Here is a 12,209-nt window from a genome sequence, read left to right on the forward strand (position 1 = left end):
CGATCGGGTTCCGGGAGGTCGTTTTGATATTGACGTGAAAAGGTTGCCCAATTTGCCGAATCGATCGATTTCTCCGAACTATCGACGGGGTTGACGGTTCCGAAGGGCCGTCCCCCGTTCCGGTTGCTTGACAGTACCCGGCCCATGCAATAGAGTGTGCGGTCTTAGCGGAAACTCTCGAATGCTGGGCTGATCCGCGCGCTCGATCCGCGACCTCCACTCTGGTGGCGGACCCCGCCGTGTTGTCGCCGTTCTCCTATCAGGTATACCTCGCCATGGACACACCGATTCAGGTCGACCTGGGCCGGATCGCGCAGGACCTCCAGATCCGGCGCGTTCAGGTGGAGAGCGTCGTTCAGTTGCTCGATGAGGGCAACACGGTGCCGTTCATCACCCGGTACCGCAAAGAGCGGACCGGAAACCTCAACGAAATCGCGATCCGCGAGATCCAGCTCCGGGTCGGCCGGCTCCGCGAGCTGGCCGAGCGCAAGGAGACGATCCTCAAGGCCATCGAGGCCCAGGGCAAACTCTCCGAGGAGCTGGCCGCCGCCATCCGCTCGGCCGACAACGCCAAGCGGCTCGAAGACCTCTACCTCCCCTTCAAGCCCAAGAAGAAGACCAAGGCGTCCGACGCCCGAGACAAGGGGCTCGAGCCCCTGGCCCTCCGGATCTGGAACCACGACGACACGCTGACCGACCTGGACGCCGCCGCCCAGGAATTCGTCAACGCCGAGAAAGAGCTGGAGTCGACCGAGAAGGTCCTCGAAGGGGTCGGCCACATCCTGGCCGAGGCGATCAACGAGCTGGCCATCGTCCGCGATGCGGTCCGCCGGGTCGTCTGGAAGACCGGCAAGATCTCGACGACGAAGGCCGAGATCGCCGAGGGGGAAGGGCTCGAATATCGCGACTACTTCGCCTACTCCGAGCCGATCGCCAACATCCCGCCCCACCGGGTCCTGGCCATCAATCGGGGCGACAAGGAAGGCCCGCTGAAGGTCAAGCTCGAAGTGAACCGGCAGGAGCTGGAGGGGGCCACGTTCTCTCAGCTCCCGCTCGACCAGCACCCCCAGGCCGACTTCTTCCGGAAATCGGCGCTGGACGCGCTGGACCGACTGCTCCTCCCGAGCATGGAGCGTGAAGTCCGCCGCGACCTGACCGAGATGGCCGAACGCCACGCGGTGGACGTCTTCGCGAGGAATCTCCGGAGCCTCCTGCTCCAGCCGCCGATCACCAAGCAGGTCGTGATGGCCATCGACCCCGGCTTCCGGAACGGCTGCAAGGTGGCCGTCCTCGGCGAGCACGGCGAGCTACTCGACCACGGCGTGATCCATCCCCACCCGCCCCAGAATCGGCGGCACGAGGCCAAGGTCTTCCTCAAAGACCTCGTCGGCAAGCACAAGGTGGGCGTCGTCGCCATCGGCAACGGGACCGCCTGCCGGGAAACCGAGGAGTTGATCGCCGAGATCATCGCCGAGGGGACCCACTTCCACGAGAACCCCGAAGCGACATCGATCGAGGCCCCGGCCGGTTCCGCCGAACCGGCGACCGCGCCCGCCGCCGAGGCCCCGGAACCCCCGATCGAAACGCCGGCCGAACCAGCCGAGGCCGCGATGGCCACGCCGGGCGAGGCCGAGGCATCGGTCGAGACGACCCCGACCGAGCCCGTCGCCCACGAAGCGACCAACGGCGACGCCACCCCGCCGAAGGCCGAGGGGGAAACCCAGGAGCCGGTCGAGTCGCTCCCGCCGATCTCGGGCGGTTCGCCCGAAGCCGAGGAGGAGACCCAACCCGAGGCCACGCAGCCTCCCCCCTCGACCCCCGAGGCGGAAGCCCCCACGCACGCCGAGGCAACCCCGAGCCCGGCCGAAGTCGTCGCCGAAACCCCGGAAGCCCCGGAAGCCCCCGCGGAAGTGGCGTCCGAACCGGCCGCGACCCCGGAAGTTCCCGAAGTCGCCGCCGAAGCCCCAGCATCGACCGAAACTCCCGGGCTCGCGCCCGACGAAGCCCAGCACGGCGAAGGCTCGACTCCCGCCGCCGAGGAGGAGATCACCGCCGTCGGGGCGCCGACCGAACCCCCGAGCGCCGAGGCGACGCCGACCGAGGCCCCCAAGAAGCCGCCCCGCGACCGCGAGGCTCGCCAGAAGAACAAGCAGGATCAGCCGCCCCGGCCACCCAAGCCCCGGCAGCCGCCGCCCCCGCCCAAGCCGCACCCGGCCGACGCCCAGCTCGCGCAGCTGGCCTACGTGATCGTCAACGAGGCCGGCGCCAGCGTCTACTCGGTGAGCCCGGTCGGTCGCGAGGAATTCCCCGACTTCGACGACAAGGTCCGGGGCACGATCTCGATCGGACGTCGGCTCCAGGACCCGCTGGCCGAGTTGGTCAAGATCGAGCCCCAGAATATCGGAGTGGGCCTCTACCAGCACGACGTCAACCCGAAGCAACTCAAGGAGTCGCTCGAAGGGGTGATCGCCAGCTGCGTGAACTTCGTCGGCGTCGATCTGAATACTGCCAGCGTCCCGCTCCTCCGCCACGTCTCGGGACTGAATCAGCTCACGGCGCGTCGGGTCGTGGAGCGTCGCTCCCAGCAAGGCCCCTACAAGAGCCGTGCCGAGCTGATGGAGGTCGAGGGGATCGGCCCGGCCACCTTCACGCAGGCGGCGGGGTTCCTCAAGATCGGCGGCGGGGCCAACCCGCTCGACCGGACCTGGGTCCACCCCGAGAGCTATCCCACGGTCGAGAAGCTCCTGGAGAAGTTCGAGCTGACCCCCGAAGTCGTCCGTGACCGCGAGAAGCTGCCCGATCTCCACACCAAGCTCAACGAGGCCGATGTCGCCGCCGTGGCCAAGGAGCTGGAGGTGGGCGAGCCCACCCTTCACGACATCTTCGAGGCCCTGGCCCGGCCCGACCGCGACCCTCGCGATGACCTCCCCAAGCCGATCTTCAAGAAGGGCGTCCTGAAGCTCGAAGACCTGGTCGCCGGGATGGAGCTGAAGGGGACGGTCCTCAACGTGGTCGACTTCGGCGCGTTCGTCGATATCGGCCTGAAGGACTCGGGGCTGGTCCACATCAGCCAGCTGGCCAACCGCTACATCAAGAGCCCGCACGACGTGGTGAGCGTCGGCGACGTGGTCTCGGTCTGGGTCATGGGCGTCGATGGCGAGCGCAAACGCGTCTCGCTGACGATGGTCAAGCCGGGGACCGAACGCCCCCGGGGCGAACGCCAGAGTGGCGGTCGCCGGCCCCAGGGCGAGGGGGGCGAACGGCGATCGGGCGGCCCTCGCGGGCCTCGTCGCGAGGCGGGAACCCCTTCGAATCTGACATCTCCCCCGGTCGGGACCCCGGCCGGAGGCCAGCCCGGCGGCGAAGGCCCGCCCCGAAGGCCCGACTCCAGGCCGGGCGGTCGAGAGAGCAACTTCCGCCCCGCGGGCGGCGGCCAGAATCGCGGTGGTCCGCGTCCCGGCGGCTACGGTGGCGGACCGGGTGGGAATCGCGGAGGAGGCGGCGGAGGTCGGTTCGAGCGACCGGCGACCCCCTCGCCGATCATGACGCCTCGGCCCACCAAGCCCGCACCCCCGCCGCCCCCGCTCTCCAAGGACGCGCTGACCGGCAGCGTGCCGCTCCGCTCCTTCGGGCAGCTCAAGCAGCTCTGGACGGCCAAGGTCGAGGGGCCGAACGAAGGCGAGGGGGGCGAGTCGCCCGAGTCGGCACCGGCTCCCGAAACTCCCCCCGAGTCACCAGCTTCGGGCTCGGAATCCTGAACCCAGCCCCTTCGAGGCAACCCAATTCTCCCGGTGGCCGGCCCTTCGAGGCCGGCCACTTTCGTCTCCGGGGAGAAGCTTCCGGCCTTGCCGGATCGGGGCGAACTTCGTATGGGATGCGTTGGGTCGGCCGGCCTTGACCACATGGGCCGGGACGAGATCGTATAATAGAGGGAATGCATCCGAGCCGATCCACGAACAGGTCTCTCCTCTGTGCGTCCGATCGAAGGAGCCACCCCCTCATGGGCCGATCACTCAACGGACCGATCCGGTTCATGGTTCTCGTCATCGTCGGGGCAATGGGCCTGACGAGCCGGGCCACCGGTCTGCAAATTCCGGCCGACCCGTCCCCTTCCGAGATCAGGGTCCTGGCCCGCGGGCCGATCCACGAGGCCTATCTCGGGCCGATTCTCTTCAACCCCTCGCACGGGATCGTCGCGACCCAGGCCCCGCCCTCGACCCTCATCGAGGAGCTTCCCCAGGAGCTACGCCCCGAGGGCATCCAGGTCGAATGGATTCCCGGCAACTGGGCCTGGGACCACCAACAGCGTTCCTTCCTCTGGGTCAGCGGAGTCTGGCGGGACGTCCCGCCCGGTCGGCAGTGGATTCCCGGCTACTGGAGCCAGGTCCCGACCGGATCGCTCTGGACGCCGGGATTCTGGGCGTCCGGCGCCAACCGAGGGCGATTCGAGTATCTTCCCGCCCCCCCGGCCAGCCTCGAAACCGGACCCAACACCCCCCAGCCCTGGCCCGATTCCTCCTGGGTGCCCGGCTCCTGGGCCTGGGATCAGGACCGATACGTCTGGCGACCGGGCTCCTGGCTCCGGGCCAATCCCGACTGGGTCTGGACCCCCGGCCGATCACTGACAACGCCGGCCGGCTCCCTCGACATCGACGGTTACTGGGACTACCCCGTTGCAAGTAGGGGCCTGGCGTTCGCCCCGGTGGCGTTCGGCCCTTCCGTGATCGCGCGGGGGGATTTCTCCTACACGCCAACCGAAGTCCTGTCTGCCGAGGGACTCTTGACCAGCCTCCGGCTTCAACCGGAGGACGGGTCCTACTCCTTCGGCAACCCGGCCGACTCCGGATCGCGCGGCCCCGGTTCGATCGGCGTTCCCTGGTTCGAGATCCAGAAGGCCGGGATCGGCTACGACCCGGTCTATGGTTCGATGTCCGCCCTCAACGCCCGACGGCCCGAGTGGGATCGGAAACTCCGCGAGGATTACCGGGATCGACTCGAGGGCCGACCGGCCCTGAGTTCCTCAAAATCGGATCTCATCCAGCCCTTCCACGAGTGGGCGACCCGAACCGGATCAAGTCCTCGACCCGCACCTTTGAAGGCCCTGGAACGGGCCGCACTCGTTCGTCGGCAGTCGGACATCCAGGCCTTTCGCCGAGAACGAGAGGCCCTGGAAGCACCGGCCCAATCCTCGACGGGAACAGCCCCCGAACTCGACCGGCCCCGCGGAATCGATTTCCCTCGATCGCCGATCGCTTCCCGGATCGCCACGAAGCCCGAGAGCCCAGCGTCGGATTCGACCAGCGACCGGGCGATTCACCAGCGAGTCAATCAATCGTTCCGACCGACCATCGAACGACAAGCCGCCGCGATCCGCCGCGATCGGACTCACGACCATCCGGAGCCGGAGGCCGCCGCGTCGCGGTCGGAAGTCCACGAGAAACCGGCCGCTCCGGGCATCGGCGCGCCGGCCCACGAGGAACCAGGGCCCCCCAGGCCGCTCCCCGATCATGGTCCCGGACCACGACCGATGTAGATCGCGCCAACCTCCATGAATCCAGTCGGCGAGACTTCCCCGTGAGAGCCATCATCATCGCCAGACCCGGCGATCTCGGGTCGCTCGAAATCCACGAGGTCGCTACACCCGAACCCCGGGCTGGCCAGATCCGCGTCCGCGTCCATGCTTGCGGGCTGAACCGGGCCGACCTACTCCAGGCCCGGGGGCTTTATCCCGCGCCCCCGGGAGTCCCGGCCGATATACCGGGGCTCGAATATGCCGGCGAGGTCGACCGGCTCGGCCCCGGGACGTCGGGCCTGCACAACGTCGGCGACCGGGTCTTCGGGATCGTCGGGAGAGGTGGCCTCGCCGAGTTCATTGTCACCGAGGAACGGATGGCGGTCCCGATCCCCGGTCGGTTTGACTTCACCGAAGCGGCGGCCGTGCCCGAATCGTTCATCACCGCCCACGATGCGCTCGACCACCAGGGGCGGGCCCGATCGGGCGATCGGGTCCTGATCCATGCCGTCGGCGGGGGCGTGGGGACGGCGGCCGTCCAGGTGGCTCACGCCCTGGGATGTACGGTGTTCGGGACCTCTCGGACGCCCGAGAAGCTGGATCTCGCACGTCCACTCGGGGTGGACGTGCCGATCTGCACGTCCAGCGAGGATTTCGCCCGGGTCATCCGGGATCGGACGAATGGGCAGGGGGTCCAGGTCGTGATCGACTTCCTGGGAGCCTCCGCGCTCGCGGGGAACCTCGATTCGCTGGCGATCGGAGGTCGACTGGTCCTGGTCGGCCTGCTCGGGGGCTCGGCGGCGAGCCTAGACCTGGGCACCTTGCTGGCGAAACGGGCCACGGTGGTGGGCACCACGCTCCGGGCCAGGCCATTGGAGGAGAAAATCGCCGCGACTCGCCGATTCGCCGATTCGGTCATCCCCTGGCTGGGGCGTGGGCTGGTCCGCCCGGTCGTCGATCGGTCCTTCCCGTTCGGGGAGTTCCGCGGGGCGATCGAGCGGATGTCATCGAACCTCGGCTTCGGTAAGATCGTCCTCCGACTCTGACCCCTCGGTCGACTTGAGCAGGCCGTCCTCGATCTCCAGGACGAGGTCATCGGGCCGGATGAAACGCCGGTCGTGGGTGACGACGACCAGGGTCGTCTGTCGATCGGCCTGGAGTCGGTGGAGGATCTTGTAGATCTCGTCGCCGGTCTTGCGGTCGAGTTCGCCGGTCGGTTCGTCGGCCAGGACGACGATCGGATCCTTGATCAGGGCCCGAGCGATCGCGATCCGCTGCTGCTCGCCGCCCGAGAGTTGCCAGGGGCGATGGTCGAGCCGGTGGCCCAGGCCGACCTCTTTCAGCAAATCGGTGGCCCTTTTGCGCTGCTCCTGGGTGACGCCCGTGGGCAGGAAGGGGATCAGGACGTTCTGGAGGGCCGAGAGGTTCTTGATGAGGTTGAACGACTGGAAGATGAAGCCGACCCGATCGCGCCGGTAGGCGTTCTGCTCGGCCTCGGTCATCCGGGTCAGGTCCCGCCCCTCGATGGTGATCGAGCCGCTGCTCGGCCGGTCGAGCGCCCCCATCAGGTAGAGCAGGGTGCTCTTGCCCGAGCCGGAAGGCCCCACGATGAACGCGAACCGGCCCCGAGGGATCTGGCAGGAGACCCCCCGGAGGACTTCCAGCATCCGGTCTCCGCTCTGGAATGACTTGCGAACGTCGGAGACATCGATCATCGTCGGCCCTCGGGAAGCGTTCCGCTCTTCGGCAATTCGCCCCAAACGGGGTGGAAATCCTGTCTCATCCGGACCCGGCTCGATGCCCTGGACGCATCGAGGGGCTGGACTAGTTCATCGATGGTTTTTGCTGTCCGGACTGGCTCGCCAGGAGAATCCGGACATGCTTGTCCAGCTGGTCGGATGGCGTGAGCGGGTCGGGCGGGAAAACAAACCCATGAATATTGCGGGAGATCTGAATGGGTGTCATGATGAGACCCCAGGGGAACCCCCACCAGCCCAGGAACATTGAGGAGGCCGCACTGCCGAGCCTCGCCTTGTTCCCGCAGGACTGGCAGCAGAGGGACGCCTTGCTGCTCCATCGCGTCAGCGCGAGCGCCGACCAGATCGAGTGGCTCACATGGATGTCCACCGGCCCCGGACCGGCGCATTTCGGACAGTTCCCCTCATGGACATTCTTGAGCGTCCGGGCCACGACCTCGTCGGGGATCCGCGACGCCGAGTGCAACAGGACCGCACCCTGATGACACGTATCATTGCAGAATCGCCATTGGTCCTGCTTGACCCCGCCGAAGAGAATCATCGCGTTGCAATAATCACACTTCGCCATGAAGCCGTTTCCTGAAAAGGTTTCGACTGGCGCGATCGAAATCAGTGAGATCCTAGCCGAATCGCATCCATCGGCACCAGTCGGGACGCCTTCCAGGCGGGGTAGAGGCCGCCCAGCGTGCCCATCACCACCGAGAGGGCCAGGCCCATCGCGATCAGCCTCGGGCCGAATTCGAGGTGGAGCCCGCCCGAGATGAACAGGTTGCCGACCTGGGTCAGGCCGAAGGCCATCAGGCAGCCGACCAGCCCGGCCAGCAGGCCGAGGTAGGCGCTCTCGATCGTCACGAGCGAGAGGACATTGCCGCGCGACCAGCCGTTGGTCCTCAGGACCCCGAACTCGGCGAACCGCTCGGTCGTGCTCATCAGCATGGTGTTGATGATCCCGACCACGCCCACGATCAGGGCCAGGCTGACGGTCATCAGCAGGAAGGTGTCGAGCTGGCCCATCACGGTCCCGAAGTTGGCGGCGAATTCGGACATGCTCCGGGCGTCGAGCCGGGGCTCGGTCACGGTCTCCTCGATCCGCTTGGCCACCTCGTCGATCGCCGAGGGGTCCTCGGCCTCGACGTAGAAGCTGGAGACCTTCTCGGCCGACTCGCCGGTCACTCGCCTCGCGGTGCCGATATCCATGACGATGATGGGGTCGAGCAGGAACGAGCCGGTCTCGTAAATCCCGATGATCGTGAACTTCTCCGAGCCGATCTTGAGCTGGTCGCCCAGCTTCTTGGGCTGGCCCTGGGCGTCGGGGTGCTCCTTGGCGATCTTCCGGCTGATGACGATGTTGTTCGTCCCGGCGTCCTCGACCTTCAGGAACCGCCCCTCCTTCAATGCGTTGGGATACACGGCGCTCTTGAGGCCCCGGTGGGCGGCGATATCCTGACCCTGGATGATCGTGGCGTCCAGGAAGCTCTGGATCTTCTGCTCCTTGGTCTTCTGGAGGAACTCCAGCGGATTCCTGGGGATCAGGCTCACGTCCTCGATCGTGGGCGGGAGGCCCCAGACCTCGGGGGCGACCGCCCTCACCCCCGGGACGGCCCGGAGCTTCTCGGCCAGGTTCGCGGGGAGCTTGCTGAAGACCGGGGTCGGCACGTTCTCGCGGAGGACCATCACCCCCTTGATCTTCTCCAGGGTGTCGCCGACCAGATGCCGGAGGCCGTCCGAGACGCTGAAAAGGCCGAGGACCCCGAGGATCGGCACCGAGAGCCCCACCAGGGCCAGGAAGGTCCGGAGCGGTCGGGTCAGGAGGTTGAGCCAGGCGAACTTGCCCATGAGCCGATCCGCATCCTTGAGGAATGAGATGACCAGGCCGGCCGGAATCGGTCGAGCCCGCCCCTTCGAGGGCTCCGATGATTATAGTCGAAGGCGCGGCGGAGCCAAGGGCTGGTTCCGGTGAGCCTTGACTCGGCAGGGCCCGGACCCTCTAATAGGCTTCCTCGACAGGTGCTCCGGGTCCGCGAGGGCTCGGGGAGAATAGGGAAGACGGTGTGAATCCGTCGCGGGGCCGCCGCTGTGATCGGCCAGGCCCCCGGACATTCAAGCCACTGCCGCAAGGTGGGAAGGCGGTCCGGGGTCCGTCATGAGCCGAAAGTCAGAAGACCTGCCCGTCGAGATTTGTTCCGAAAGCTCCGGCCACGAGCATCCGAGCAGGTCGACGACGCGGGACGATCCCCGCCGAAGGACCGATCGTCGGATGGGCTGGGGCGATCTTCTCCCTGGCCCGACCCGGCAGGAAGGTCCGCGTCTATGTTCCCGTCCCCGCCCAGCTTCTCCACTCGGCGCCCGTGCGCGCGCCGACCCGGTTTCACTTTGATCGAGTTGTTGGTGGTGATCGCGATCATCGCCGTGCTGATCGCGCTGCTCCTCCCGGCCGTGCAGGCCGCCCGCGAGGCCGCCCGCCGGATCGGCTGCACCAACAACCTCAAGCAGATGGGCCTGGCCTTCCACCACTATCACGAGGTCCACAACGTCTTCCCGATCGGGGGCTACGGCGGGAGCCTGCCCACCTCGGCCTTCTGGGACAACCCGCTGATCCAGGCCCGACGGATCGCCAGCTGGGGGACGGCCATCCTGCCCTACATGGAGCAGGCCCCGCTCTATAATTCGATCAACCAGGGTCGATGGTTCGTCCAGCCCGAGAACCTGACGGCCGGGGGGATCACGATCGCGGCGTTCCTCTGCCCCTCGAATCCCGCCAGCTCGCTGTTCAAGCCCAATGGCGACAACGCCAGCTCTCCGCCGTTCGGACGGAACGATTACGCGGGCAACTTCGGCGAGCGGGCGCTCCGCTGCTACCCGTCGATGAACTGCCAGAACAGCTATTCCGATCAGGGAGAGCCCTCGGGCCGGGGCGTGATCATGCCCTGGGGCACCATCACGGTCGGGGTCCGGGACATCACCGACGGGACGAGTTCGACGATCGTCCTGGGAGAGGCCCCCGAGGCACTCCACGGGCTCTGGATCGGCCACAAGAACTTCCTCGACCAGAGCGCCCCGATCAACTCGCGAAACGGCCGGACCGGGCCCTGGCAATCGTGCGTGATGCCGGCCTCGAGCCCCCGGCTGGGCAAGCTCGGCTGCGACTTCGGCCAGGAATTCCACAGCTACCACCCCGGCGGCGGGATCTTCCTGTTCGCCGACGGCTCGGCTCGCTTCCTCAAGGAAACCATCGAGCCCCGGACGCTCGCGGCCTCCCTCTCCCGCAAGGGCGGCGAGATCCTCGACGCGAACGCTTATTGATCGGGCCTGGCGGGACCTCGCGGGCGTGAGAGCCGCGAGGTCCCGGCCGTCGGCCCGTCGCCCCTCCCACTTCCCATTCTTGTCCGCCCAGGAGTTCGGCATTGAGACATGCTCTCGGTTCGTCGCTGTTGCGTTTCGCGCTGATGTCCCTGATCCTGGCCGGTGGCCGCGAGGCTACCGCCGACCTGATCAATTTCGAGGACCTGACGTTCGCCCCGGGGGAGGATGCCTGGTATGGCCCCGACCCCAACGGCTCGACCGTCAGCGGGCCGTACGGCCCCCAGATCGACGGAAGTTTTCGGAGTGGTGGTGCCAGCTTCGTGAATCGTTATGATCTGACGTATGGCACGTGGGATGGGTTCGCTTACTCTCGCGTCAACGACACGACCCACGGCTTTCCGAACCAGTTCGGCGCGATCACGGGGACCGGCCACGGCGGCTCGGGGAATTACGGCGTGGGCTTCGGGGCCGACGCCCTGACCCCCAACCTGGCCGATCCGACCCCCTTCGACCCGTCGAGCCTGGCCGACCTGAAGGCGCTTCCCAACTTCTCGCTGGCGGCGGGATCGATGATCGAGGGGATGTACGTGACGAATACGACCTACGCCTACCTCTCGATGACCCAGGGGGATGCCTTCGGGACCACCCCGTTCGGAGGCCCCTCCGGCAACGATCCCGACTACCTCCTGCTGACGGCCTACGGGACCACCGCGAGCGGCGAGATCCTCAAGACATCGGTCGATTTCTACCTGGCCGACTACCAATCCTCCGATCCAGGCGCACGGTACATCGTCGACGACTGGCGATACATGGACCTCTCCGGATTGAAGGGGGCCACCTCGATTTACTTTAATATCTCCGGCTCGAAGAATGGGCTCTATGGGCTGAATACCCCCACCTTCTTCGCGCTGGATGACATCCGATTCAGCACCGCCGTGCCCGAGCCTTCGAGCGCGATCCTCTGCCTCTCGGGGCTGGGCCTCGCCGGCATGATCCTCCGTTCCCGACGATCGCGGGCCGCAAACCTGCAAGGAGATCGATGATGAGCCGTCCGCGATTCTGGTTCCTGGCGACCCTGACCGTGCTCGCCGCGGTGAGTCGGGTCCTGCCGCACCCGCCCAACTTCACGCCCACGATGGCCATCGCCCTCTTCGGCGCGGCGACCTTCGGCAGCTTTCGGTCGGCGATCCTGGTCTCCTTCGGGGCCTTGCTGGCCAGCGATGCGATCCTGCAACTGACCTACCAGCTCGGTTGGCAGCCCTCCCGGGGCTTCTATCAGGGGCAGTGGGTGGTCTATTCCTGCGTCGCCGCCACGATGCTGATCGGAGCATCGCTCCGGAACCGGCGGAACGTCGCCACGATCGGCGCGGCGGCCCTCGCCAGCTCGCTCCTGTTCTTCGTCGCGACCAACTTCGCCGTCTGGGCCTCGGACGACCTCGGGACCTACTACCCCCGGACGATGGCGGGGCTCGTGCTCTGCTACGAGGCCGCCTTGCCCTTCTTCCGAAACAGCCTGGCCGGTGACGCCTGCTTCACCCTGGCCCTGTTCGGCAGCCTCGCCCTCGCCGAGGCCCGGTTCCCGGCCGTCCGATCGGCCCGACCGGCGACCGTCTCGGCCTGAAGGCCGACGCGTCCGA

9 protein-coding genes and 1 riboswitch are annotated in these 12,209 nt (G+C 67.2%); of the genes, 6 read left to right on the plus strand and 3 right to left on the minus strand.

All coding sequences use genetic code 11. The annotated features are described in order from the left end of the window. The first annotated feature begins 275 nt into the window (after positions 1-275). The 3 genes from P12x_RS25215 (at position 276) to P12x_RS25225 (ending at position 6,558) form a co-directional block, all read left to right on the plus strand. Complete coding sequence (locus P12x_RS25215) at positions 276-3,758, plus strand: Tex-like N-terminal domain-containing protein (protein ID WP_435007779.1); 3,483 nt, start codon at positions 276-278, stop codon at positions 3,756-3,758. A gap of 242 nt (positions 3,759-4,000) precedes the next feature. Then, a complete protein-coding gene (locus P12x_RS25220; RefSeq protein WP_435007780.1) occupies positions 4,001-5,533 on the plus strand; it encodes a hypothetical protein in 1,533 nt (510 codons plus the stop codon). 41 nt (positions 5,534-5,574) lie between these two features. Beyond that, positions 5,575-6,558, plus strand: a complete 984-nt coding sequence (locus tag P12x_RS25225; protein ID WP_435007781.1) for an NAD(P)H-quinone oxidoreductase — start codon at positions 5,575-5,577, stop codon at positions 6,556-6,558. Here P12x_RS25225 and P12x_RS25230 read toward each other — a convergent pair. The 3 genes from P12x_RS25230 to P12x_RS25240 all read right to left on the minus strand — a co-directional run bounded on the left by P12x_RS25230 (position 6,517) and on the right by P12x_RS25240 (position 9,105). Continuing rightward, positions 6,517-7,227: an ABC transporter ATP-binding protein gene (locus P12x_RS25230; RefSeq protein ID WP_435007782.1), complete on the minus strand. Its 711-nt coding sequence runs from the start codon at positions 7,225-7,227 to the stop codon at positions 6,517-6,519. The two genes, P12x_RS25225 and P12x_RS25230, sit on opposite strands and share 42 nt — an antisense overlap. A gap of 109 nt (positions 7,228-7,336) precedes the next feature. Continuing rightward, complete coding sequence (locus P12x_RS25235) at positions 7,337-7,837, minus strand: hypothetical protein (RefSeq protein ID WP_435007783.1); 501 nt, start codon at positions 7,835-7,837, stop codon at positions 7,337-7,339. A 41-nt stretch (positions 7,838-7,878) separates the two neighbouring features. Next, positions 7,879-9,105: an ABC transporter permease gene (locus P12x_RS25240; protein WP_435007784.1), complete on the minus strand. Its 1,227-nt coding sequence runs from the start codon at positions 9,103-9,105 to the stop codon at positions 7,879-7,881. Between the two features lie 152 nt (positions 9,106-9,257). Next, positions 9,258-9,455: riboswitch (cobalamin riboswitch) on the plus strand. 124 nt (positions 9,456-9,579) lie between these two features. Here P12x_RS25240 and P12x_RS25245 point away from each other — a divergent pair. From P12x_RS25245 to P12x_RS25255, 3 genes are all read left to right on the plus strand, one after another. Further along, the gene (locus tag P12x_RS25245; protein ID WP_435007785.1) at positions 9,580-10,572 is read left to right on the plus strand and encodes a DUF1559 domain-containing protein; all 993 of its coding nucleotides are present in this window, start codon (positions 9,580-9,582) and stop codon (positions 10,570-10,572) included. A 101-nt stretch (positions 10,573-10,673) separates the two neighbouring features. Further along, a complete protein-coding gene (locus tag P12x_RS25250; RefSeq protein ID WP_435007786.1) occupies positions 10,674-11,615 on the plus strand; it encodes a DUF4465 domain-containing protein in 942 nt (313 codons plus the stop codon). Beyond that, positions 11,612-12,193, plus strand: coding sequence for a DUF6580 family putative transport protein (locus P12x_RS25255; RefSeq protein WP_435007787.1), 582 nt, complete (start codon positions 11,612-11,614; stop codon positions 12,191-12,193). The genes P12x_RS25250 and P12x_RS25255 overlap by 4 nt, the downstream gene beginning before the upstream one ends. Positions 12,194-12,209: the final 16 nt, after the last annotated feature.

The sequence above is a fragment of the Tundrisphaera lichenicola genome, assembly GCF_051175385.1.
GTDB classification, from domain to species: domain Bacteria; phylum Planctomycetota; class Planctomycetia; order Isosphaerales; family Isosphaeraceae; genus Tundrisphaera; species Tundrisphaera lichenicola.

Bases quoted from the DNA above. Each gene is read 5' to 3' on its own strand.
- P12x_RS25255 (WP_435007787.1), top strand. From the start codon at position 11,612: ATGATGAGCCGTCCGCGATTCTGGTTCCTGGCGACCCTGACCGTGCTC.
- P12x_RS25235 (WP_435007783.1), bottom strand. From the start codon at position 7,837: ATGGCGAAGTGTGATTATTGCAACGCGATGATTCTCTTCGGCGGGGTC.
- P12x_RS25220 (WP_435007780.1), top strand. From the start codon at position 4,001: ATGGGCCGATCACTCAACGGACCGATCCGGTTCATGGTTCTCGTCATC.
- P12x_RS25245 (WP_435007785.1), top strand. From the start codon at position 9,580: ATGTTCCCGTCCCCGCCCAGCTTCTCCACTCGGCGCCCGTGCGCGCGC.
- P12x_RS25215 (WP_435007779.1), top strand. From the start codon at position 276: ATGGACACACCGATTCAGGTCGACCTGGGCCGGATCGCGCAGGACCTC.
- P12x_RS25230 (WP_435007782.1), bottom strand. From the start codon at position 7,227: ATGATCGATGTCTCCGACGTTCGCAAGTCATTCCAGAGCGGAGACCGG.
- P12x_RS25240 (WP_435007784.1), bottom strand. From the start codon at position 9,105: ATGGGCAAGTTCGCCTGGCTCAACCTCCTGACCCGACCGCTCCGGACC.